This window comes from Escherichia sp. UTM R2 (genome assembly GCF_048593455.1).
GTDB lineage: Bacteria > Pseudomonadota > Gammaproteobacteria > Enterobacterales > Enterobacteriaceae > Escherichia > Escherichia coli.
This window is the reverse complement of sequence record NZ_JBFWDY010000002.1, coordinates 4,154,277-4,177,833: the sequence shown is the minus strand read 5'-3', so window position 1 is coordinate 4,177,833 and position 23,557 is coordinate 4,154,277. Positions and strand designations below refer to the sequence as shown.

Annotated in this window: 19 protein-coding genes, 1 tRNA gene and 1 pseudogene; 6 read left to right on the top strand and 15 right to left on the bottom strand. The window is 48.4% G+C overall.

Annotated elements, in window-relative coordinates; genetic code table 11:
- The first annotated feature begins 85 nt into the window (after window positions 1-85).
- Both melA and melB read left to right on the top strand, forming a co-directional pair.
- Window positions 86-1,441, top strand: coding sequence for an alpha-galactosidase (gene melA, locus AB4H76_RS21035; RefSeq protein WP_000988031.1), 1,356 nt, complete (start codon window positions 86-88; stop codon window positions 1,439-1,441).
- A gap of 102 nt (window positions 1,442-1,543) precedes the next feature.
- Entirely contained in the window at window positions 1,544-2,965 is a 1,422-nt protein-coding gene (gene melB / locus AB4H76_RS21030) for a melibiose:sodium transporter MelB (protein ID WP_000028114.1), read from the top strand.
- A 138-nt stretch (window positions 2,966-3,103) separates the two neighbouring features.
- Here melB and AB4H76_RS21025 read toward each other — a convergent pair whose 3' ends face one another.
- The 5 genes from AB4H76_RS21025 to AB4H76_RS21005 all read right to left on the bottom strand — a co-directional run bounded on the left by AB4H76_RS21025 (window position 3,104) and on the right by AB4H76_RS21005 (window position 9,838).
- Window positions 3,104-3,733, bottom strand: coding sequence for a DUF2238 domain-containing protein (locus AB4H76_RS21025; protein WP_000198752.1), 630 nt, complete (start codon window positions 3,731-3,733; stop codon window positions 3,104-3,106).
- Between the two features lie 122 nt (window positions 3,734-3,855).
- Complete coding sequence (gene fumB / locus AB4H76_RS21020) at window positions 3,856-5,502, bottom strand: class I fumarate hydratase (RefSeq protein WP_077492064.1); 1,647 nt, start codon at window positions 5,500-5,502, stop codon at window positions 3,856-3,858.
- Window positions 5,503-5,579: 77 nt separating this feature from the next.
- Window positions 5,580-6,920, bottom strand: coding sequence for an anaerobic C4-dicarboxylate transporter DcuB (dcuB, locus tag AB4H76_RS21015; protein WP_000899522.1), 1,341 nt, complete (start codon window positions 6,918-6,920; stop codon window positions 5,580-5,582).
- 570 nt (window positions 6,921-7,490) lie between these two features.
- Window positions 7,491-8,210, bottom strand: coding sequence for a two-component system response regulator DcuR (gene dcuR, locus AB4H76_RS21010; protein WP_000611288.1), 720 nt, complete (start codon window positions 8,208-8,210; stop codon window positions 7,491-7,493).
- Window positions 8,207-9,838, bottom strand: coding sequence for a sensor histidine kinase (locus tag AB4H76_RS21005; protein ID WP_121689853.1), 1,632 nt, complete (start codon window positions 9,836-9,838; stop codon window positions 8,207-8,209). Before AB4H76_RS21005 ends, dcuR begins: the two co-directional genes overlap by 4 nt.
- A gap of 180 nt (window positions 9,839-10,018) precedes the next feature.
- Between AB4H76_RS21005 and yjdI the strand changes: the two genes are divergently transcribed.
- From yjdI to ghoT, 4 genes are all read left to right on the top strand, one after another.
- Window positions 10,019-10,249, top strand: coding sequence for a 4Fe-4S mono-cluster protein YjdI (gene yjdI / locus AB4H76_RS21000; protein WP_000371704.1), 231 nt, complete (start codon window positions 10,019-10,021; stop codon window positions 10,247-10,249).
- 11 nt (window positions 10,250-10,260) lie between these two features.
- Window positions 10,261-10,533, top strand: coding sequence for a GNAT family N-acetyltransferase (locus AB4H76_RS20995; protein WP_000405651.1), 273 nt, complete (start codon window positions 10,261-10,263; stop codon window positions 10,531-10,533).
- Between the two features lie 226 nt (window positions 10,534-10,759).
- The gene (gene ghoS / locus AB4H76_RS20990) at window positions 10,760-11,056 is read left to right on the top strand and encodes a type V toxin-antitoxin system endoribonuclease antitoxin GhoS (RefSeq protein ID WP_000398619.1); all 297 of its coding nucleotides are present in this window, start codon (window positions 10,760-10,762) and stop codon (window positions 11,054-11,056) included.
- Between the two features lie 27 nt (window positions 11,057-11,083).
- Window positions 11,084-11,257 carry a type V toxin-antitoxin system toxin GhoT gene (gene ghoT / locus AB4H76_RS20985; protein WP_077492245.1) on the top strand — a complete coding sequence of 58 codons (174 nt, stop codon included), beginning with the start codon at window positions 11,084-11,086 and terminating at the stop codon, window positions 11,255-11,257.
- Between the two features lie 118 nt (window positions 11,258-11,375).
- On the opposite strand, the gene lysS is transcribed toward ghoT, so the two are convergent.
- From lysS to cutA, 10 genes and pseudogenes are all read right to left on the bottom strand, one after another.
- Window positions 11,376-12,893: a lysine--tRNA ligase gene (lysS, locus tag AB4H76_RS20980; RefSeq protein WP_001295074.1), complete on the bottom strand. Its 1,518-nt coding sequence runs from the start codon at window positions 12,891-12,893 to the stop codon at window positions 11,376-11,378.
- A 236-nt stretch (window positions 12,894-13,129) separates the two neighbouring features.
- On the bottom strand, window positions 13,130-14,587 hold the full coding sequence (gene dtpC, locus AB4H76_RS20975) for a dipeptide/tripeptide permease DtpC (protein ID WP_000856841.1): 1,458 nt from the start codon (window positions 14,585-14,587) through the stop codon (window positions 13,130-13,132).
- Between the two features lie 58 nt (window positions 14,588-14,645).
- A complete protein-coding gene (gene cadA / locus AB4H76_RS20970; protein ID WP_001295383.1) occupies window positions 14,646-16,793 on the bottom strand; it encodes a lysine decarboxylase CadA in 2,148 nt (715 codons plus the stop codon).
- Window positions 16,794-16,872: 79 nt separating this feature from the next.
- Complete coding sequence (gene cadB / locus AB4H76_RS20965) at window positions 16,873-18,207, bottom strand: cadaverine/lysine antiporter (protein WP_000092909.1); 1,335 nt, start codon at window positions 18,205-18,207, stop codon at window positions 16,873-16,875.
- A gap of 365 nt (window positions 18,208-18,572) precedes the next feature.
- Window positions 18,573-20,111, bottom strand: a complete 1,539-nt coding sequence (cadC, locus tag AB4H76_RS20960; protein ID WP_001187177.1) for a lysine decarboxylation/transport transcriptional activator CadC — start codon at window positions 20,109-20,111, stop codon at window positions 18,573-18,575.
- Window positions 20,112-20,370: 259 nt separating this feature from the next.
- Window positions 20,371-20,530: pseudogene (locus AB4H76_RS20955) on the bottom strand (integrase); the annotation flags it as partial.
- Window positions 20,531-20,727: 197 nt separating this feature from the next.
- Window positions 20,728-20,803: transfer RNA gene (locus AB4H76_RS20950), tRNA-Phe, on the bottom strand.
- A gap of 106 nt (window positions 20,804-20,909) precedes the next feature.
- Entirely contained in the window at window positions 20,910-21,485 is a 576-nt protein-coding gene (locus AB4H76_RS20945; protein ID WP_001188520.1) for a transcriptional regulator, read from the bottom strand.
- 36 nt (window positions 21,486-21,521) lie between these two features.
- Window positions 21,522-23,219, bottom strand: a complete 1,698-nt coding sequence (gene dsbD / locus AB4H76_RS20940; protein ID WP_000068928.1) for a protein-disulfide reductase DsbD — start codon at window positions 23,217-23,219, stop codon at window positions 21,522-21,524.
- A complete protein-coding gene (cutA, locus tag AB4H76_RS20935; protein WP_000883400.1) occupies window positions 23,195-23,533 on the bottom strand; it encodes a divalent cation tolerance protein CutA in 339 nt (112 codons plus the stop codon). The genes dsbD and cutA overlap by 25 nt, the downstream gene beginning before the upstream one ends.
- Between the last annotated feature and the right edge of the window lie 24 nt (window positions 23,534-23,557).

Sequence of the window (23,557 nt, the reverse complement as noted above, 5' to 3'; positions counted from 1 at the left end):
ATGGGAATGCTCAACCTGGAAGCCGGAGGTTTTCTGCAGATTCGCCTGCCATGATGAAGTTATTCAAGCAAGCCAGGAGATCTGCATGATGACTGCACCCAAAATTACATTTATCGGCGCTGGTTCGACGATTTTCGTTAAAAATATTCTTGGTGATGTGTTCCATCGCGAGGCGCTGAAAACGGCGCATATTGCCCTGATGGACATTGATCCCACCCGCCTGGAAGAGTCGCATATTGTGGTGCGTAAGCTGATGGATTCAGCAGGGGCCAGCGGCAAAATCACCTGCCACACCCAACAGAAAGAAGCCTTACAGGATGCCGATTTTGTCGTGGTGGCATTTCAGATTGGCGGTTATGAACCTTGCACGGTGACTGATTTCGAGGTCTGTAAGCGGCATGGTCTGGAACAAACCATTGCCGATACGTTGGGGCCGGGCGGTATTATGCGCGCGCTACGTACCATTCCGCATCTGTGGCAAATTTGCGAGGACATGACGGAAGTCTGCCCCGATGCCACCATGCTCAACTATGTTAACCCCATGGCGATGAATACCTGGGCGATGTATGCCCGTTATCCGCATATCAAACAGGTCGGGCTGTGCCATTCGGTGCAGGGAACGGCGGAAGAGCTGGCGCGTGATCTCAATATCGACCCAGCTACGCTGCGTTACCGCTGCGCAGGTATCAACCATATGGCGTTTTACCTGGAGCTGGAGCGCAAAACCGCCGACGGCAGTTACGTGAATCTCTACCCGGAACTGCTGGCGGCTTATGAAGCAGGGCAGGCACCGAAGCCAAATATTCATGGTAATACTCGCTGCCAGAATATTGTGCGCTACGAAATGTTCAAAAAGCTGGGCTACTTCGTCACGGAATCGTCAGAACATTTTGCCGAATATACGCCGTGGTTTATTAAGCCAGGTCGTGAGGATTTGATTGAGCGTTATAAAGTACCGCTGGATGAGTACCCGAAACGCTGCGTCGAGCAGCTGGCGAACTGGCATAAAGAGCTGGAGGAGTATAAAAACGCCTCCCGGATTGATATTAAACCGTCACGGGAATATGCCAGCACAATCATGAACGCTATCTGGACTGGCGAGCCGAGTGTGATTTACGGCAACGTCCGTAACGATGGTTTGATTGATAACCTGCCACAAGGATGTTGCGTGGAAGTAGCCTGTCTGGTTGATGCTAATGGCATTCAGCCAACCAAAGTCGGTACGCTACCTTCGCATCTGGCCGCCCTGATGCAAACCAACATCAACGTACAGACGCTGCTGACCGAAGCTATTCTTACGGAAAATCGCGACCGTGTTTACCACGCCGCGATGATGGACCCGCATACTGCCGCCGTGCTGGGCATTGATGAAATATATGCTCTTGTTGACGACCTGATTGCCGCCCACGGCGACTGGCTGCCAGGCTGGTTGCACCGTTAAAACGCGACTAAACGCTACTGCGCCGGGGGATTTATTCCGGCGCACACCTCTGACGATACCAATAACAGAAGGCGGGCGTTGGTAACAGCGACCCGATACCCTATGAGCATTTCAATGACTACAAAACTCAGTTATGGATTTGGAGCGTTCGGGAAGGATTTTGCGATCGGCATTGTGTATATGTACCTCATGTATTACTACACCGATGTCGTCGGGCTGTCTGTGGGTTTGGTCGGTACTTTGTTTCTGGTGGCGAGGATCTGGGATGCTATTAACGATCCGATTATGGGATGGATTGTAAATGCTACGCGATCGCGATGGGGTAAGTTCAAACCCTGGATCCTGATCGGTACGTTGGCAAACTCTGTAATCTTATTTCTCCTCTTTAGTGCGCATCTGTTTGAAGGTACTACTCAGATTGTCTTTGTTTGCGTGACCTACATCCTCTGGGGCATGACTTACACCATTATGGATATTCCCTTCTGGTCGCTGGTTCCAACCATAACGCTCGATAAACGTGAGCGCGAACAACTGGTTCCTTATCCGCGTTTTTTTGCCAGTCTGGCAGGCTTTGTTACGGCAGGTGTGACGCTACCATTTGTTAATTATGTCGGCGGTGGCGATCGGGGATTTGGCTTTCAGATGTTCACTCTGGTACTGATCGCCTTTTTTATTGTTTCAACCATCATCACTCTGCGCAATGTGCATGAAGTCTTTTCGTCAGACAATCAACCGTCTGCTGAAGGAAGCCATCTGACACTTAAAGCCATCGTTGCGCTAATTTATAAAAACGATCAGCTTTCATGCCTCTTGGGTATGGCTCTTGCTTATAATGTAGCCAGCAACATTATTACCGGCTTTGCTATCTATTATTTCTCATATGTTATCGGTGATGCGGATTTGTTCCCCTATTATCTGTCGTATGCGGGAGCTGCTAACCTGGTGACGTTAGTATTCTTCCCACGCTTAGTTAAATCATTATCCCGACGCATTTTATGGGCCGGAGCATCTATTCTTCCGGTGTTAAGCTGTGGTGTTCTCCTGTTAATGGCATTAATGAGCTATCACAACGTCGTCCTCATTGTGATTGCGGGTATTTTGCTGAATGTGGGAACGGCGCTTTTCTGGGTATTACAGGTCATCATGGTGGCAGATACCGTTGATTACGGTGAATATAAACTGCACGTACGCTGTGAAAGTATCGCTTACTCCGTGCAGACTATGGTGGTGAAGGGCGGTTCAGCCTTTGCGGCTTTTTTCATTGCGGTTGTGTTAGGGATGATTGGCTATGTACCGAATGTTGAACAGTCTACGCAAGCCCTATTAGGTATGCAGTTTATTATGATTGCTCTACCAACTCTGTTTTTCATGGTAACGCTGATTCTCTACTTCCGTTTCTATCGCCTCAATGGTGACACGCTGCGCAGGATCCAGATCCATCTGCTGGATAAATATCGCAAAGTACCGCCCGAGCCTGTTCATGCTGATATTCCGGTCGGTGCAGTGAGTGATGTGAAAGCCTGACGTGGACAATAGCTAACGAAAATGGCCTGATGCGATATGTTTATCAGGCCACGTCTTAATGTAATGCTTTGGATTTGCAAATTTTGTAGACCGGATAAGGAATTCACGCCGCATCCGGCATCAACAAAGCGCAAGTTGTTATCCGGTTATCAAGCCAAAGCGCCGTAGCTGGCGGCAATGAAAGCGAGCGAGGAATATCACCGTCGTTAATGCGCCAAGCAGCGCGCAGAACATATCGGATTGCGTGTCCCACTGGTCGCCCTGGGTGCCGAGAAAATCATCCGCTCCCTGACCCATTGCCAGCGCTGCCCACCACTCGATTAATTCATACATCGCGCTTATCGCCAGCGCCACGCAGCAGACCAGGAACGCCACCATTTTACGTCCGCGCACGTACATCCCGCGAACGAGAATTTCTCGTGCCACCAGTGCAGGCACCAGCCCCTGGAAAAAATGCCCCAGCTTGTCATACGGATTACGGCTCAACCCCAGCCATTCCTGCACCTCAAAACCAACGGGGACTTTCGCGTAGGTGTATTGCCCGCCGACCATCAGGATGATGGCGTGAAAGAAAATGAGCGTATAGAGCAGCGGCGTTAACGGGTAACGTCTGGCGGTGGCAAGGAGTAGCGGCACGACAATAATCACCGGTGTCACTTCCATCAGCCAGGTGAGTTTGTCATGGGCCGAAATGCCGGTATAAATCAGGATTAACGTTAGCGCCAGTGCGCCGGTGTTAAGAATTAACGGCTTGAGTGTGCGGGTCATGGTGAGTTCGCAAGTCAGGGAAAATACTGACTATTCACCAGCAAGCGTGAAATTACAATCGCAAAAGAGGTGGCCCAGGGGGATCACCTGGCAGCATGCTGCCAGGCGCTGGGCCGAAGAGGTTACTTAGTGCAGTTCGCGCACTGTTTGTTGACGATCTGCTGGAAGAAGTCGTTACCTTTGTCATCGACCAGGATAAACGCCGGGAAATCTTCTACTTCGATTTTCCAGATAGCTTCCATACCCAGCTCCGGATAAGCGACGCATTCCAGATGCTTGATGCTCTGCTGCGCCAGTACCGCCGCCGGACCGCCGATACTACCGAGGTAGAAGCCGCCGTGTTTATGGCACGCGTCGGTAACCTGCTGACTGCGGTTACCTTTCGCCAGCATGATCATGCTGCCGCCGTGGGATTGCAGCAGATCCACGTAGGAGTCCATACGGCCTGCGGTGGTTGGGCCAAGTGAACCTGATGGATAACCGGCAGGGGTTTTCGCCGGACCCGCGTAGTAGATCGGGTGATCTTTGATGTACTGCGGAAGTTCTTTACCGGCGTCAATCAGCTCTTTCAGCTTGGCGTGTGCAATATCTCGACCCACAATAATGGTGCCGGTGAGCGACAAACGAGTGGAAACCGGATATTGCGAAAGCTGGGCGAGGATCTCTTTCATCGGGCGGTTAAGGTCGACCTTCACCGCTTCGCCTTCACCGGCCTGACGCAGTTCTTGTGGAATGTACTGGCCTGGATTGTGTTCCAGTTTTTCGATCCAGATACCTTCGCGGTTGATTTTCGCTTTGATGTTACGGTCAGCGGAGCAGGAGACGCCCATGCCTACCGGGCAGGATGCGCCGTGACGTGGCAGACGGATAACGCGAATGTCGTGCGCGAAGTATTTACCGCCAAACTGCGCGCCAAGACCGAGTTTCTGGGCCTCTTCCAGCAGTTCCTGTTCCAGCTGGACATCGCGGAACGCCTGACCATGTTCGTTCCCTTCCGTCAGCAGTTCATCGTAATAGTGAGCGCTTGCTAACTTGACGGTTTTCAGGTTGGTTTCCGCAGACGTACCGCCAATCACAAACGCGATATGGTACGGCGGGCAGGCTGCAGTACCGAGGGTACGCATTTTCTCAACGAGGAAGTTTTTCAGTTTGCCGGGAGTCAGCAGGGCTTTGGTTTCCTGGTAGAGATAGGTTTTGTTGGCAGAGCCGCCGCCTTTCGCAACGCAAAGGAATTTGTACTCATCGCCATCTACCGCGTACAGGTCGATTTGCGCAGGCAGGTTAGTGCCGGTGTTGACCTCTTTGTACATGTCCAGCGCCGCGTTTTGTGAATAGCGCAGGTTATCTTCGATATAGGTGTTATAGACGCCTTTCGACAGCGCTTCTTCATCACCGCCACCGGTCCACACGCGCTGGCCTTTTTTACCGACGATGATCGCGGTGCCGGTATCCTGGCAGGTCGGCAGCACGCCTTTGGCGGCGATTTCGGAGTTTCTTAAGAATTGCAGCGCCACGTACTTGTCGTTTTCGCTGGCTTCTGGATCGTGAAGAATAGCCGCAACCTGTTTCTGGTGTGCCGGACGGAGCATAAAAGAAGCGTCGTGAAAGGCTTGCTGCGCCAGCAGGGTCAGGGCTTCTGGTTCCACTTTCAGGATGGTTTCGCCGTCGAAGTCGGCAACGCTAACGTAATCGGAAGTGAGTAGATAGTATTCGGTATTGTCTTTCCCCATCGGGAAAGGTGCCTGGTAGATAAAGGGTTTGTTTGACATAGCTTCCAGCCTGTAACTCTGTATTTGTTATTCGAAAATGGCGTGCCGCGTAGTCACGGGCGGCACGCAAAGTGCATTTATAAGAACCCGTACATCGCGGCGAAGATCCAGCCGAAGACGCACGATACGCTCACACCAATCAACCCCGGCAGAATAAAGCTGTGGTTGATGACGAAGCGACCGATGTGGGTGGTGCCGGAACGGTCAAACTGAATCGCTGCCAGATCGCTCGGATAAGTCGGCAGGATGTAATAACCGTAGCAAGCCGGTGCTGAAGCCACGATGTATGCCGGATCAACGCCGATCGCCAGCGCGACCGGAACAATCGCCGCCAGCGCCGCAGCCTGAGAGTTTACAAACTTGGAAACCAGCAGCAGAACAATGGCATAGGCCCACGGATACTCTTTCACCATTTCACCCAGTACGCCCTGAATTTCAGACATATGCGCACCGAACATGGTTTCTGCCATCCATGCGATACCGTACACCGCCACGATGGCGATCATACCGGAACGGAAGACTTCGTTTTTTGAGATAGACGCGGGATTGGTTTTGGTCAGGATAATAATCAGCGCCCCGGTCAGCAGCATAAACATCTGAATAACCAGTACCATCGACAGCGGTTTGCCGCCGAAGGATGGACGCAGGTCCGAATCAGCACCAAGAAGTGCGACTACAGCGATTGCCCCGAGGAAAATCCACATTGCCAGCCAGTTGCTTTTCGGCAGTTTTTTATCGAGCAGCGTCGCGGTATCACCGTAAACATACTCACGGTTTTCCGGTACGGAGATGAATTTCTGGAACTCTTCGTCTTTATCCAGATCTTTACCGCGGAACCAGCTGAAGATACCGATCGCCAGGATACCGATTAACGTCGATGGAATGGTGATTGCCAGCAGGTCGAGGAACTCAAGATGGCGACCATCAAAGGTGACATTACCCAGCATTGCAACCAGAGACACGACCGCAACCGACACCGGACTGGCGATAATCCCCATCTGTGCACCGATAGAACTTGCCGCCATCGGACGTTCCGGACGGATGTTGTTCTTAATGGCGACGTCGTAGATGATCGGCAGAATGGTGTAAACCACATGACCCGTACCGCAAAGAATGGTCAGCGTACAGGTCACAAACGGCGCGACAATTGAGACATATTTCGGGTTGCGGCGCAGCAGCTTCTCGGCAATTTGCAGCATGACATCAAGACCGCCCGAAGCTTGCAAGGTTGCCGATGCCGCCACCACCGCAATGATAACCAGCATGACATCAACTGGTGGTTTACCTGGCTGAAGGTGGAAGACGAAGACCAGAATGACCAGACCGATACCGCCTAATAAACCCAGCGCGATACCACCCTTTCTGGCACCATAAAACAGACATATCAGTATTATGATAAGTTGGATAGTAAATAACATGTGTGAACCCTCGCGATAATCCTATTTAAATTTTTGCTGAATAGATCACAGTCACGTTCTGTTTTGTATGAACTGTTTTCAGAGCCTGACTAAATATCCGTTTGGTCGTTACCGGCTTTAGCAAATACCTCACAGTGAATATTGGCTGATTAAAGCAGCGGCAAATTTATGCACTGTGATAAGCGGCTTTTTCAGAGAGAAAGACTCTCTGGCGATGGGTTTAAAGTTTGTACTGCGCAGATGTTAATGTTTTGTTTGCTGTTATCTTATTGATATTTATCGGTCTATTTTTTGTTCTCAGGGCAGATGTCATTAGGTTTATAGATTAATCTGATCTACCCATTTGTGGGTAAAAATACACATAATGCGGGTGACATAATAGTTAATTAACTTTTGTTAGCGTTTTGAAATTAAAAACACCGTTCACCTGAAGAGATATTAATTTTTAGCGATGATGGAGGGATAATTATATTTGATCTGGCACAAGTTTTACTGATGAAGGATGTAACTTGTGCCAGGGGTATTTTGCATTACGGTAATAATTATTACTTACAGATAACCAGCGATCCGTTATTGGCAATATTGTTTCAGTAGTGAGTAGTGTTCTGCCTGAATACGGTAACGGTAAACTGGACGCCCCGTGACGCCATAATGGATACTGGTGAACAAGATGTGGCAGTTGACCAACCAGATGAGGTATTTACGGCAGGAAACACGCGAAATGTTAACCTCGTTGGCTAGCTCGTCGGTTGAAAACTCATAGTCCTGATGCGCGTCAATCCACTGGCACAGCGTGCGTAACGTCTGCGGCGTTAAGCCTTTTGGCAAGCGACGAGGATCCTGTTCGTTGGAGCTGCTGCCGTGGATTAGCTGATCAAGCTCGGCCTGGTCATAATACTGATGTTTTTCCAGCGCCATTTTCTTTTGCCGCCAGCCGGTGAGCGCCTCTTCAAAGCGGGAAGCCTGGAAGGGTTTGATCAGGTAATCCACGACACCGTAATGCAGCGAATCTTTAATGGTTGCCGCATCGGCTGCGGAGGAGATGACAATCACATCACTTTTGCAACGCGCGTTATGCAGGACAGGCAGTAAATCGAGCCCGTTCTCTTTTTGCATATAGATATCGAGCAATATCAGGTCGATAGGCGTATCGCTATTGAAGATAATCTCTTTGGCTTTCTCCAGCGTCGAGGCTGTTCCACAGCATTGAAAGCCTGGGATTTGTGCTACGTATCGGCGATTCAGCTCCGCGACCATTGCGTCGTCATCGATAATTAATACATTGATCATCTGTTCGACCTCTCCCCGTCCCAGGGTATCTGGACAAAAAATTGTGTGAAAATCCCGGGTTCCGATTCCACGGCGATGCTGCCGCCGAGATTTTCTACCTGTTGTTTGACAAGTGCTAAACCGACGCCTCGCTCGCTTCCTTTTGTCGAGACACCTTTGTCAAAAATGTGATCGATTTTATCGGGTGCGATCCCCGGTCCATCATCATTAACTTCACAGTGCAGCCAGCCGTGACGGTAGTGCAATGTTACGCTAATTTCGCCTCCGGGTTCCGGCCCTAATGCCTCCAGCGCGTTTTCTATCAGATTTCCCAACGTGGTAATCAGCGTCGCGACCTGGTCCTCACTGCCGCTGTCTGGCAGCTGGCTTTCACTGTTTAAAATCAGCGTATGGCCTAAATCGGTCGCGCTGTTAATCTTGCTGATTAAAAAACCAGCGATAACCGGAGATTTGATCTTACCCAGCAGAGAGCCAATCTCTTCCTGATAGTTATTGGCTGTTTTGAGAATGTAATCTTCCAACTGCTTATAACTCTTCAGATGCAATAATCCGAGAATCACATGCAATTTATTCATAAATTCGTGGGATCGTTCACGAAGTGCGTCAGCATAGTTGACCAGACCGTCGAGTCGCTGCATCAGTTTACGTACTTCAGTTTTGTCCCTGAAGGTTGAAATGGCACCGATGATAACGCCATTACTGCGCACCGGAACGGTGTTGATCAGTAATAGCCGGTCTTTAATCGTAATCTCTTCGTCGCGGCGCGGGGTACCGTCGCGTAACACTTCCGAGACATCTACCACCTGTGACCATGAGTGGCTTAGCGTCGACAGTTTCTCATCGTCCTGCGACTTACGGTAATTCAGCAATTCTTGTGCGGCATCGTTGATCAGCGTGACCTCGCCGCGATCGTCCACGGCAACGACGCCTTCTTTGATAGACTGCAACATGGCCTGGCGTTGCTCAAACAGCGTGGAGATTTCGTAGGGTTCCAGGCCGAAAAGGATTTTTTTCAGTACCTTAACCAGAATGCAGGTGCCAATCAGTCCGACCAGCATGCCAAATAATACCGACCAGATAATGCTCCAGCGACTGTCATTGATCTGTTGGGTCACACGGCTTAACTCAAGGCCGATCGCCACCACGCCAATTTGTTTATGATTTTCATCGTAGATGGGGGTAAATACGCGTAAAGCCTGCGCCAGAAAACCGCGATTGATAGCGACATTTTCTTCGCCATTCAGCGCTTTAAGGATGTCATCACCTTTAAATGGCTGACCAATACGCTGGGCTTCAGGATGCGAGTAGCGAAGACTTTGCATATCGGTAACGACAATAAACAGCAGATCGTTGCGTTTGCGTACGGCTTCCGCGATGGCCTGGATGCCACTCTCCTGCGGTTTTTTCTGCAAGCCCTGACGGATTTCCGGCGAGTCGGCGAGGGTACGCGCCACTGCCAGTGCCTTGTTGGCTAGCCCATCTCGCGTCATATCACTGATTTGCGAGAAGTAAATCAGATGCACCACCAATAGCACCGAGAACAGTACCGCACTGACCATTAAGATCACTGTGGTACTCAATTTCATCGGACGTTTGCGTAACATGCGGTAGGGCAATGAATGTCTCATCAGCTTCCTTGTGTGACAAATTTCTTAAGCATTATCTCTGATGAGGCGGGTAATTCAAAGGGAGTAAGAATGATTGGCTATATAGGGGAAGAGACTCTGGCAACGGAAACTGCCAGTGCTGTATGAAGATTCCGGGGCTATGCTTATAGCGATAATCATACTGATGAGAGAGGGAAGGTCATGGATCAGGCGCTACTGGACGGGGGTTATCGCTGTTATACCGGCGAAAAGATCGATGTCTATTTCAACACTGCGATATGTCAGCATTCTGGCAATTGCGTACGTGGCAACGGCAAGTTATTTAATCTCAAACGAAAGCCGTGGATCATGCCGGATGAAGTCGACGTCGCCACTGTGGTTAAAGTGATTGATACGTGCCCGAGCGGCGCGCTGAAATACCGTCATAAATAAGCGAGGGTAAAATGGAAATACGCGAAGGCCACAATAAATTTTACATTAATGACAAACAAGGCAAGCAAATCGCTGAAATTGTCTTTGTGCCGACCGGAGAGAATTTAGCGATTATCGAACATACCGATGTCGATGAAAGCCTGAAAGGGCAAGGGATTGGTAAACAGCTGGTTGCGAAAGTCGTGGAAAAAATGCGTCGGGAAAAACGAAAAATTATCCCATTATGCCCATTTGCGAAACATGAATTTGATAAAACGCGGGAGTATGATGATATTCGCAGTTGATGGGAGAGTACAGAGTCACGATATTTTTCATTCTCTCCGCGATGTGATGCAGGAGAGCATCTGAAGGGTAGGGGGATGCACAAAGAATGGGCAGAGAGCGCGTTTTTTTGTCCCAAGTCATCCCCTTTACTGAGCAAAAAAAAGAATATCTCCTATATGAGAATCATCAATCGGGGTTAATAAGTTTTGCGTCCCCAGAGCGTTTAATATTGATAGGAGTCATATTATGGAAGGTAAAAACAAGTTCAATACTTATGTTGTTTCTTTTGATTATCCATCATCTTATTCCTCAGTGTTCTTAAGATTAAGATCATTGATGTATGATATGAATTTCTCCTCTATCGTGGCTGATGAATATGGGATACCACGACAATTGAATGAAAACTCCTTCGCAATAACGACATCGTTAGCCGCAAGTGAAATCGAAGATTTAATCAGACTCAAATGCTTAGACTTACCGGATATTGATTTTGACCTCAACATTATGACAGTTGATGACTATTTCCGTCAGTTTTACAAGTAGCCAGGAAGGATAAGAAGAACATAAAAAATGGCACTATTCTATAAAATATTAATTTTTTATGTGATTGGTGTGAACATATCCTTTGTCATTATCTGGTTTATCTCACATGAGAAAACACATATTCGTTTACTTAGTGCATTCCTGGTCGGAATAACCTGGCCAATGAGTCTGCCTGTGGCATTACTTTTTTCTCTCTTTTAGGAGCTGTAGTTGAGTGGACCCGCTGGTTATCGTGAAACGAAGCGTCTCTCCTCAAAACTGGATTTGCGGAACGATGAACGAAGCAGTCGCCTGACTGCTTCGTTCATTAAAGTGAAATTTATTTCTGTGGGCGCATCGCCGGGAAGAGAATAACGTCGCGAATAGTATGGCTGTTAGTAAACAGCATAATCATTCGGTCGATACCAATACCCAGACCAGCGGTTGGCGGCAGACCATATTCCAGCGCAGTCACGTAATCTTCGTCATAGAACATGGCTTCGTCGTCACCTGCAGCTTTAGCATTAACCTGTTCCTGGAAACGTTCAGCCTGATCTTCTGCGTCGTTTAATTCGCTAAAACCATTACCGATTTCACGACCACCGATGAAGAATTCAAAACGGTCGGTGATTTCCGGGTTAACATCATTACGGCGTGCCAGCGGGGACACTTCTGCCGGATATTCCGTAATAAAGGTTGGCTGAATCAGATGTGCTTCTGCCACTTCATCAAAGATCTCTGTGACAATACGTCCCAACCCCCAGCTTTTCTCTACCGTAATACCGATAGATTCAGCTAATGCTTTAGCAGCATCAAAATTATCCAGGTCGGCCATATCGGTTTCTGGACGATATTTTTTGATTGCTTCGCGCATGGTGAGTTTTTCAAACGGTTTGCCGAAATCAAACACATGCTCGCCATAAGTGACTTTAGTGGTACCCAGAACCTCTTGTGCCAGGGTGCGGAACAGTGACTCTGTCAGTTCAATCAAATCGTGGTAATCCGCATACGCCATGTAGAGTTCCATCATTGTGAACTCAGGATTATGGCGAACAGAAATACCTTCATTACGGAAGTTACGGTTGATTTCGAATACCCGTTCAAAACCGCCTACAACCAGACGTTTCAGATACAGCTCCGGCGCGATACGCAGATACATATCTAAATCCAGAGCATTATGATGGGTAATAAACGGGCGAGCAGATGCCCCACCTGGAATTACCTGCATCATCGGGGTTTCTACTTCCATAAAGCCGCGCGCGACCATGAATTGACGGATAGCGGCCAGAATTTTTGAACGGACAACAAACGTTTGACGGGATTTATCGTTAGCGATGAGGTCCAGATAACGTTGACGATAACGGACTTCCTGATCCTGCAGACCATGGAATTTATCTGGTAAAGGACGTAGTGCTTTAGTCAGCAGGCGCAGCTCAGTACAGTGAATGGAAAGCTCACCCGTTTGCGTCTTAAACAGCGTACCGCGGGCACCGATAATGTCACCCAGATCCCATTTTTTAAACTGATCGTTATAAACACCTTCTGGCAGGCTATCTCGTGCAACGTACAGTTGAATACGGCCACCGACATCCTGCAACGTTACAAAGGAGGCTTTCCCCATGATACGACGGGTCATCATTCGGCCAGCAACCGAGACTTCAATGTTTAAGGATTCCAGTTCCTGGTTATCCTTCGCATCAAACTCTTCGTGCAACTGGTCAGAGGTATGGTCGCGGCGAAAATCATTGGGAAACGCCACACCTTGCTGACGTAGTGCCGCCAGTTTTTCGCGGCGATTTCTCAGTTCATCGTTAAAATCAATAGCCTCATTGGCTCCCCGTGTTTCTTGTTCAGACATTTTGGTTCCTCTAAATCCAGCTTTCAATTTAGCGTAGATAAAGAGACAGATCGGTACACTGTATTATCTGCCTCGACTATTAATAACTCAGTTTATCTTATCGAAACTAACGCTTACCTCAAGTTGATATCACTAATAAATAACCATCAAAATGGTTTAAATGACTTATTAATCTCGATTTACTAGTGTGATAAACTGAAAGTTAATTTATTCATAACCAATTGTTTTTACGACAGTTAATCGTTACTCTCCTGTATCATATTCGTCGGCGTGCTAAACAGAAAACGGGTAGCAAAGGCCAATACGACGATGATCGCGACACAAGCCAACGTCCACTCTCCCATCTGAGAAAAGAATCGCTGGTAAGCTGCAATTGCCATACCGCTAATTTGCGACTCTGTCGTCTGCTGTGCCACTACGCCTGCCAGCCAGTTGGCGACCGCGCCTGTTGCCAGCATATAAATCCCGGTTAATACGCCAGACATTTTCAGACGCGTGATTTGCGCAATCGCCACCGGGTCAATAAAGAGTTCGGCAAAGCCCATTAGCGCCAACCCGGATATCATCACGCCCATTGACGCTTGACCGTCAGCCGCTGCATGTCGGGCATCAAATGCCAACAACATAAAGCCACAAGCCATCAGCAGTAAGCCAAAGGCAAACTTCAGCCAGACGCGCAATGTTGAGTTGCCGCGGCTTTCTGGCGACGCCAGCCAGGCCAGTACAACCCCAGCGAGCATCACCGCAATTGCATTCACCGACTGGAATAGTGCTGTAGGTACTTCAATATTGAATGCCTGACGATTCACAAAGCGATCGATAAACAAGCTGATGGTACTGCCGCCCTGTTGTGCCAGTACCCAGAACAATGTCCCGACAAACATCAACAATACAATTTGCCAAAGAGCACGGCGGTGTTCGGGGAATTTGACCATCATGCGGGCAATGATTTGTGCGGCAATGAGGCAAACGATCGCCAGCAAATATCCGGACCAGTCGTTCTCCAGCAGCAGGGTAAAAAATACTGGGGCTAAACAGAGCATCACCACTAACCAGCTCCATACCGGTAAGGCAAATTTCACGCTAGTGAGCGCTTTTTTATCCATACTACGCGTGGACTGGAAATGACGATGCCCGCTTAAGAAAATCAACAAACCGATAAACATGCCGCCACCCGCAAGGGCAAAGCCAACATGCCATCCATACCACTGAGCAGCCAGGCCGCAGGCGATTGGGGCGGCGATAGAACCGATATTGCCCGCAGCATACAGCAGCGAAAAACCGCCATCACGTCGATGATCGTTCTCGTCGTAGAGCTCGCCAAGCAAACAGCTGATGTTTGATTTGAATAAACCGTAGCCACAAATAATGATTGCCAGCGCCAGATACAGGCTAAAGGTTGAATTTGTATCAATACCCAGCACCACATGGCCAAGGGTCATTAACAGCGCGCCGGCAATCACTGCAGTGCGGTTGCCGAGCAGGCGGTCGGCAAGCCAGCCGCCGAGAATAGGGGTAACGTAAACCAGAGAAGCATATGCGCTGAACAGGCTGATGGCATGGTTATCATCAAAACCAAGCTGATGGGTGAGATAGAGAATGAGTAAGGCACGCATGCCGTAAAAACTGAAGTACTCCCAGATTTGGATCGCCACGATATAGTATATCGCGCGCGGCTGTGAGGGTGTTTTCATGTGTTCTCCTTATGAGCAAAAAAGGGAAGTGGCAAGCCACTTCCCTTGTACGAGCTAATTATTTTTTGCTTTCTTCTTTCAATACCTTAACGGTATAGCGGCCATCAGCCTGACGGTATGCACCGTGAATATCGGTTTCAAAGCCCGGATAGTGAGCGCCGATTTCACACAGCATCTGCAGGAACTCCAGAACCGGACGGCTTTCTTCGGTGATCATTTCACCCGGCATTACCAGAGGAACTCCCGGCGGATACGGAAGGATCATATTGGCGTTAATACGACCTACCATTTCGTCGAGGTAAACTTCTTCGGTCATACCGTGCAGCTCTTTCTGGAACGCAGCATACGGAGTCATTACCATCGTCGGCAGCACTTCAAATGCGCGATACATCAGATCCGGCAGATTGTGGTGAACAATCAGTTTGTGGATATTTTGAGCCAGTTCCTGAATACGCATGTTTTCATAGAATTCAGGATCTTCACGATACAGAGACGGCAGCATGTTTTTCACACGCAGGTTCAGGTCGAACGCACGTTTGAAGTCAGTCAGAGCACGCAGCAGGCTCAGTGCTTTGGTCTTATCGATACCGATGCTGAACAGGAACAGCAGGTTATACGGACCGGTTTTCTCAACAACGATGCCATGTTCGTCGAGGTATTTCGCCACGATGCTGGCCGGAATACCAAAGTCGCTCATGGTGCCGTCTTTTTCCATCCCCGGAGTCAGCAGGGTGACTTTGATCGGGTCAAGATACATGTGCTCGTTATCGATGTTTTTGAAGCCGTGCCAGGTGCTGTCAGAACGCAGCGGCCAGCATTCAGTCGTATCGATATGATCCGGCTGCCAAACATCAAAGAACCAGCCATCAGATTCCGTTCTCAGACGTTTGATCTCTTTACGGAATTTGATCGCACGTTCAATGGAACCGTTGATCAGACGCTTACCAGCATTACCCTTCATCATCGCCGCAGCGGTTTCAGTGGACGCCACGATACCGTAGTGCGGAGAAGTGGTGGTGTGCATCATGTAGGCTTCGTTAAAGGTTTCTTCGTTTACGTCACCTTTAACGTGGATCATGGAAGCCTGAGAGAACGCCGCCAGCAGTTTGTGAGTGGACTGGGTTTCGTAAATCACTTTCCCTTCTACACGGCCACCGCTCATACCGCATTTACCTTCGTAAATCGGTGAGAAGTTGGTGTAAGGCACCCACGCGGAGTCAAAGTGGATGGATTTCACATCCAGTGTTTTCTTGATGAAGTCGGTGTTGTACAGCAGACCATCATAGGTAGAGTTGGTAATTACAGCATGTACCGGCCAGGTTGCGTTTGGTGTTTCTTTCACGCGCTTAGCAATGGTAGCGTGCTGGAATTCACTCTGTGGGATACCACCAAGAATACCGTAAGCGTTACGGGTCGGGCGGAAATAGATTGGCGTAACATCGCTCATCATCATCAGGTGGGTCAGCGATTTGTGGCAGTTACGGTCAATCAGAATGGTGCTGCCTGCCGGAGCAGAGTACATACCAACAATTTTGTTCGCAGTGGAAGTACCGTTGGTCACCATGTAGCTGCGGTCTGCGTTAAAGACGCGAGCGATATACTGTTCTGCTTCTTTGTGTGGACCACTGTGATCCAGCAGAGAACCCAGTTCAGATACTGAAATGGAAATATCAGATTTCATGGTATTCGGACCAAAGAAATCATAGAACAGGCTACCTACCGGGCTTTTCTGGAATGCAGTACCGCCCATGTGACCAGGAGTACAGAAAGTATATTTACCTTCACGAACATATTTAAACAGTGCTTTAGTCAGCGGAGGCAGAATAGTGTTGATATATTCGTCAGTGGTCTGCTTGATCTTATTAGCAATATCTTCAGCAGCACCCAGCGCATATTCAAAGAAGCTAATCTGTAAACGCAGGTCATTCAGGCTTACATCGAGAGTGGAATACGTATTAGCGAACGCGTACAACGGCAGGTTCTCGTTCATTTTGCTAATTTCTTCGCACAGCTCGAGATTATATTTATCCCAGTCAAAAATAACGCCGCACAGACGCGCATTGTTTTCGATCAGTTTTAATAAGTCGTCACGGTCGTTCGGGTAAACAATCTGGAAGTTCAGACGTTCAAGCGCGCGATGAAGTTCACGGATGGGTTCTTCTTTAAAATAAACCCCCATGTGATTCAATATTGCAATAACGTTCATAGTCATATCTCCAGGTAAAAAAGGCCCCTCCCAACACATGGGACAAAATGAAAGGAGGAGCCTCGGAAAATACTTTTAATTAATGTGCGTTAGACGCGGTGTGGTTATCCATTGAGTGGCTCTGGCGCTCGTGCATTTTGCGAGCGTAGAACATCAGGATAATCAGGCTGACGATGAAGGTACCTGCCAGCTCGAAGGAGCTTGCGCCCATCAGCGCGATGAAGCAGAACACGCAACCCAGTACAGAGCAGATCAGGCTGACAAAGTTGCGGATGTTAACGCCTTCAAAACGAATCAGGTCAACGCAAGAGTAGAAGTACGGCAGCATAGTCAGCAGTACTGCGATACCGGTCAGTTCACCGAACAGGTCAGATGCTTTACCACCGGCAGAGTTCATCAGAGTGATGAGGATCATCAGGGCAGTCATTTTCACTGCAGCCAGCAGCAGACCTTTTTTCGGAATACCGTTGCTGTCGACTTCACCATAAACTTTCGGGAAGTTACCGTCGTTAGCGGCACGTACACCTGCCTGGCCTACCAACATCATCCAGGAGCCCAGAGAAGTCAGGCACGCAAAGGCGGTGAATGCAGAAACCAGCGGCGCAGCCCAGTTACCGAGGATGGTTGAAGCACTGATTGCAAACGGAGCACCGGAAGCTGCCATTACAGAAGATGGATACATACCGGAAAGCACCTGAGTCGCAGCGATGTAAACAATACCTGCTAAACCAGTACCCAGCATGGTTGCCAGCGGAACGGTACGTTTCGGGTTTTTAACCATACCAGTACTTACTGCTGCGGATTCAACACCCACGAAGGCCCACAGGCAGAGCAGAATACTTTTAATGATCGCATGACCATCAGTGGTATCCGCAGTATTCCAGTTAGCTGCATAAGTTGCCGCATCAAACCAATGCCAGCCAACAATAGCAGTCATCACCACAGGAATAAGAACCAGCACCAGACCAATAGTGGTTAAACGGCTTACCCAGGTACCGCCGAGCATATTTACAAAGGTAAATACCCAGACGATAGCAATACAGGCGATACCCGCCGGAACAGGATCATTTAATACTGGGAAGAAGGTGGAAAGATAAGATACAGCGGTAATACCAATCGCCAGGTTACCAATCCAGTTAGCATGGTAATAAAGAACACCTGTCTGAAAACCAAATGCAGGGGAAATTTCTCCGGCATAAGCAATTGGGCCACCTTGTTGCGGGTTTTTTGTTGCCAGTCGGGCATATACATACGCCAGCGACATTGCACCAATAATAGAGATAATCCAACCCCAGATAGCAATACCACCGATACTTGCTAGGTTCGCAGGTAATAATGCAATACCGCTCCCCATCATATTACCGGCAACAACACCGGTACAGGCAAATAGCCCGATCTTCTTGGCAGAACTCATGCTCTTCTCCTAATTTCATTTTTGAATTTGGAGTCCGGGTCATGATGTATAACTATTTCCTGACCAGACCAAACTGGCGCTAAGAATACTCACGAAAAAAGGATTAATCCTAAAGATTAGGTGAAATAACACAAAAGTTTCTGTAAGTGAGAACTTGAGGTTTTTTATTAACACATCAGGATCGCAAGTTGATATCATGAAAAGATAAACATTCAATGTTTACAATAAATTGCGGGGCATTCTCTGGTTAAATTTATGTAATAAAAATTATGCGGCAAATAAATTGCCGCAACATATTATACCAACAGTAACATACAAAAACTCAACAACAAATATTGCCGAGCATAAATCAACCCGGGAGTTACTTATTCTGAAGCGAGAAATTTGTCGAGATAAGGTACAACATAAGGAACAGAAGTCTGGAATATACCATTTTCAATCCAGTAAAGGGTGTTTGCCCCTGGGCGTAAATTAAAGGCGGTGAGATATGCATCAGCCGCTTCCCGGTTCATCCCCTTCATTTCATAAACCTTGCCAAGCAATACATAATTTAGCCAGGACATTTCAAGATCAATGCCAGTATTTATCGCCTGGTAAGACTCATCTGTTTTACCTTTTACCAGAGCACTGACCGCTTTTATTTGATATATAATGGACAGGTTATTCAATTCCGGTAGTGTAACAATGTTATCTATTTCTGTGTTCAGTGCTGCTAATTGTTTTTCATCTAAAGGATGTTGAGAATGGCGCACGATATCAACTAATGCTTTTTCTGCTCTCGCGTAGGTAAATTCTGGGGATGATTGAACAATCTCACCTAATAATTCACTGGCACGGTTCAATGATTTATCATCGCCATGCAGTAAATAATCATGTGCCTGATAAAAATTAGTTAATAACGCACCACGATGAGGCAAAATTTGCTGGAGCGTCTCCTGCATTCGTTGTGGCCACGGTTGGTTTAACGCTTTTGATAAACTCTCCAGTAAATCATTTTGAATCGCCAGCTGATTACCGTTAGTGATGACATAACGTTTATCCAGCATGGTTGAACCATCTGCATTGTCTACCAATTTTATCGACATAAAGCATTGTTGAGCACGGTATTGGCGCTGATTAACAAACGCAATAGATAATGTTTTACCGGAACTGCTCGGTTCATCAATGTTGTAGTTGATTTTGTCATGCACCATAAAGGTGGAGAAGGTGTTAAGTGATGTCGCCACCAAATCACCCACGCCTATCGCGTAAGAGAGCTGATACGGGGAACTCCAGCTGTTACAACTTTTATTTACCATATTAATGTCAATATCGCGTGGATTGAGCAAAATACGCGATTTGCTCATCGGAAGACGTGTATCAAGACTTGAAAACGCGACCAGTGCTACACAGATACCTAACGACAACAGGAAAAAAAACCATACCCAAAAGGTAGTGAATCGTTTGCTTTTAACTGGGGATTGTTCAGGTGGCGTTGCGGTGTTTTGAATGTTAAGACTGTGGGAGGGAGAATCTGTGGCAGGAACCGCCTCTGGTATAGGGGGAGGCGAAGATAGCATTATTTCCTCTCCCTCTTCTTCGCTGTACCAGATAACCGGCACCATTAATTTATAGCCGCGCTTTGGTACAGTAGCGATATAGACAGGACTATCTTCATCATTATCTTTTAATGACTTACGTAGTTCTGAGATACTCTGCGTCACAACGTGATTGGTGACAATACTTCTCTTCCAGACATTATCGATAAGTTCATCCCTGCTAAGTACTTCGCCACTGTGTTGAGCAAAGAAAACCAGAAGATCGATTAATCTCGGCTCAAGGGTAAGTTGACGCCCATTGCGGCTAATTTGGTTTATGGACGGAGTAACAAGCCATTCGCCAACGCGAACTACAGGTTGTTGCATAATAGAAACTCATTCGAAAAGGGAATGATGCAATGATAATTGCCACAACCTATTTTTACCATCTATAGATGGGTTTATTTACATATTATTGGTGAATGCAAGACGTTATTTTTACCAGCCATAAACTTCTTGATTACATGGTATTAAGAAAGGATTTTACTGAGAACCAGAAGTAATATTCCTTACCATCAAAATTCATCATCTTTGCCAAAGAAAAATGTTCAGAAAATAATCCATGGAAAATTGTCCGGAGCGCTTACTATTTTAATGGATTGTTAGTCTTTGCATGAGCAAGCGGACTGATACATTTCTCTTTGTTCTCATTCAGAAAATCTCATCAGTCGGCGTTCAGACCGGTGTTGTGCTTTATGGATGCGTTACGCTCCTGATGACGTCATTTGACGTTCAACAACATCACGGGGCCGCACGACATTTCACGTCAGTTAGTGCTATCGCTCAGGAACAAATTTTCCCGAATTGGGATATGCCCGCAAATTGCTGGTGATGTGGGGAGAATCTGGTTGAGTTCGGGAGAATTGATTTGGAGGCAGAACGCTTAAATCGTGGCGTCCTGAAACGAAAAACGGACCTCCGTGGAGGTCCGTTTATATGAATTTGGTGCCCGGACTCGGAATCGAACCAAGGACACGGGGATTTTCAATCCCCTGCTCTACCGACTGAGCTATCCGGGCAACGGGGCGCATTAAACCGTAATCTGCACATCTCGTCAACCTAATTTCAGTAAAAGCGATTCAACTGCTTAAGATTGCGGCAAATCGCTTCTTTTCTGTGTTTCTGTCAGGTCAATGCACCACCCTGGCGGCAGCGGGCGAAGCGCAGGATATCTTCCGCCAGCCGATGTGCAGTGTCGACATCCGCCTGGCTACGATTCACCAGCATTCGGCTTAAACAGCCTTCCAGCACCAGTTCCATCTGCTTTGCTACCATCGCCGGATCGTCAACTTCCAGTGTGGTTAACAGTTCGTGGGTGAAATCGTAGGCCGCGCTTTTTTGCTGATCGGCCAGTTGATGAATAGGGTGGCCAGGATCGGGATAAAACGTACAGGCAGCGATAAATAGACAGCCCGGATAGCGGTTGTTTTTAACGCACTCCGATAACGCCTGATAACGTGCCAGCAGCTTTTGTTCGGCGGTTTGCGTTTCGTCCAGCATCAGCTGACGACGCCAGACATCTATCTGTTGGCTAAGATAACGCAGCGCATCGTAGAGGATTGCCTCTTTGTCTGGCCAGAAGCGGCGTAGCTCGTCCAGTGGATAATCCACACGTTCAGCAACCATCTCCAGCGTGGTGTTGGCAATCCCTTGTAATTCTAATAATTTCAGGGCTTCTCCCAGTACATCTTCACGTTGCACGCTATTTTCCTCCGTCTTTCCCACTGCAAGTGTCGTTCACGGTTGGCGATCGCGCAAATGTGCGCTGAAGGTTTCAGCATCCATAAAGCCCGTGACGCGTGCTTGTGGATGCTCCTGGCCTTGTCCGTCAAAAAAGAGAATTGTCGGTAGGCCAAGGACATTAAGATGCTTTAACAGCGCCACATCTTGTGCGTCGTTGGCCGTGACGTTGGCCTGAAGTAAGACCGTGTCTGCTAACGCTTTTTGCACCTGCGGGTCGCTGAAGGTGTATTTCTCAAACTCTTTACAGGCGACGCACCAGTCGGCATAAAGATCTAACATCACCGGTTTGCCTTTGGCTTCAACGAGCGCCTGATTTAACTCATCTACCGTTTTGATTTGTGTAAAGTTGAGATGCGTCTGAGTTTGCGCGGTATGCGTCGCACCAAATGCCCAATCCTGAAGTGGGCGCACGCTAACCAATGCCGCTGCCAGCAGGATTATTTGCACCACGCGCATCCAGCCGCGTTTAGCCTGTAGGCTGGTGATAAAGGCCCAGCCAAAGAATGCGACACCCAGCGCCGACCACAAGCGTAATCCCCATACATCACCAATCACTCGCTCCAGCAGGAAGACCGGCAGTGCGAGGATCACAAAACCAAACGCGGTTTTGACTTGTTCCATCCACGGGCCGCTTTTCGGCAGCAAGCGGTTACCAAAGACGGTAATTAGCATCAGCGGCAGGCCCATGCCCAACGCATAGAGATAAAGCGTGCCGCCGCCCAGCCACATGTTCCCGCTTTGGGCGATATACAGCAGAATCGCGCTAAGCGGTGCGGTGGTGCATGGTGAACAGATCAGTCCGGCAATCGCCCCCATAACAAACACACCGCCAGGTGAGCCGCCCTGTTGGCGATTGCTCATCAACGTGAGACGTGTTTGCAGCGAAGAGGGGAGTTGTAGAGTAAACAAGCCAAACATTGACATCGCCAGCAAGGTAAAGACGATGGCGAGGCCAATGAGCACGTATGGGTGCTGTAGCGCCGCCTGGAACTGTAACCCTGCGGCGGCAACTACCAGACCCAGCGCCGTGTAAGTCAGTGCCATCCCCTGCACATAAATAAAGGTCAGCAACAATGCTCTGGCAGTGGAGAGCCGCTGTTTACCACCCAGCACGATGCCAGAAATCAGTGGGTACATTGGCAGCACGCATGGCGTAAAGGCGATACCAATACCGATCAACAACGCCCAGAGCGCGGAAAAGGGCAATTGCGCGGTGTGCTGCTCTTGCTGCGGAACAGACACAGGCTGTGACGCTGCGTTGTTGGCTACCACTTCGCTTAACGGAACGGTTTTGGTTTCTGGCGGATAACAGAAACCGGCATCAGCACAGCCCTGGTAGGTGACAGTTAACGTCGCTCCCGCACTCGCCTGGTTGATGGTTACGGGAAGCGTCAGCCGATCGCGGTAAATCTCGCTTTTGCCGTAAAACTCATCTTCATGCCAGACGCCTTGCGGCAGCTGCACGTCGGCAATTTTCGCGTGTTCCGGCGTAATGCGGATCTGTTTACGGTAGAGGTAGTAACCGTCTTTGATCTGCCAGGTCAGATTAAGGTCATGTTGGTTTTGCTGAAAATCAAAAGCAAAGGCTTGATCCGCTGGGACAAATTGTGAACGTCCCGGCGCGTCGAATAATCCGGCAAAAACGGAAGTGCTGCAAAGTAGCAGGATCAGCGTAAAGATGCGTTGAGCCATGAGAGGTAATCTGTGTCTCCGTGTGTAACAGGTAAAACCAGAAGTTCCGGGGTTTGATATGGATGATGAGACTTCAGGCATTCCAGCAGTGCCTGCTGGTGAGATACGGTAGTTTTTAAAATCATCTGCACTTCGTATTCTTGCTCCAGCTTACCTTCCCAGTAATAGAGAGAGGTAGCGCCGGGGATCAAGGTCGCGCAGGCCGCCAGTTTTTCCGCCAGCACTTTGGCGGCTAAATCCTGGGCTGTCGCTTCATCCGGTGCGGTACATAGCACCACGACAGACGCGGTATTCGAACTTTTTTCATCAAGCATAAACACCTCGCAAGAACAGATGGA

Coding starts and splice junctions, on each gene's coding strand:
- melA (WP_000988031.1), top strand. CDS start 86: ATGATGACTGCACCCAAAATTACATTTATCGGCGCTGGTTCGACGATT.
- melB (WP_000028114.1), top strand. CDS start 1,544: ATGAGCATTTCAATGACTACAAAACTCAGTTATGGATTTGGAGCGTTC.
- AB4H76_RS21025 (WP_000198752.1), bottom strand. CDS start 3,733: ATGACCCGCACACTCAAGCCGTTAATTCTTAACACCGGCGCACTGGCG.
- fumB (WP_077492064.1), bottom strand. CDS start 5,502: ATGTCAAACAAACCCTTTATCTACCAGGCACCTTTCCCGATGGGGAAA.
- dcuB (WP_000899522.1), bottom strand. CDS start 6,920: ATGTTATTTACTATCCAACTTATCATAATACTGATATGTCTGTTTTAT.
- dcuR (WP_000611288.1), bottom strand. CDS start 8,210: ATGATCAATGTATTAATTATCGATGACGACGCAATGGTCGCGGAGCTG.
- AB4H76_RS21005 (WP_121689853.1), bottom strand. CDS start 9,838: ATGAGACATTCATTGCCCTACCGCATGTTACGCAAACGTCCGATGAAA.
- yjdI (WP_000371704.1), top strand. CDS start 10,019: ATGGATCAGGCGCTACTGGACGGGGGTTATCGCTGTTATACCGGCGAA.
- AB4H76_RS20995 (WP_000405651.1), top strand. CDS start 10,261: ATGGAAATACGCGAAGGCCACAATAAATTTTACATTAATGACAAACAA.
- ghoS (WP_000398619.1), top strand. CDS start 10,760: ATGGAAGGTAAAAACAAGTTCAATACTTATGTTGTTTCTTTTGATTAT.
- ghoT (WP_077492245.1), top strand. CDS start 11,084: ATGGCACTATTCTATAAAATATTAATTTTTTATGTGATTGGTGTGAAC.
- lysS (WP_001295074.1), bottom strand. CDS start 12,893: ATGTCTGAACAAGAAACACGGGGAGCCAATGAGGCTATTGATTTTAAC.
- dtpC (WP_000856841.1), bottom strand. CDS start 14,587: ATGAAAACACCCTCACAGCCGCGCGCGATATACTATATCGTGGCGATC.
- cadA (WP_001295383.1), bottom strand. CDS start 16,793: ATGAACGTTATTGCAATATTGAATCACATGGGGGTTTATTTTAAAGAA.
- cadB (WP_000092909.1), bottom strand. CDS start 18,207: ATGAGTTCTGCCAAGAAGATCGGGCTATTTGCCTGTACCGGTGTTGTT.
- cadC (WP_001187177.1), bottom strand. CDS start 20,111: ATGCAACAACCTGTAGTTCGCGTTGGCGAATGGCTTGTTACTCCGTCC.
- dsbD (WP_000068928.1), bottom strand. CDS start 23,219: ATGGCTCAACGCATCTTTACGCTGATCCTGCTACTTTGCAGCACTTCC.
- cutA (WP_000883400.1), bottom strand. CDS start 23,533: ATGCTTGATGAAAAAAGTTCGAATACCGCGTCTGTCGTGGTGCTATGT.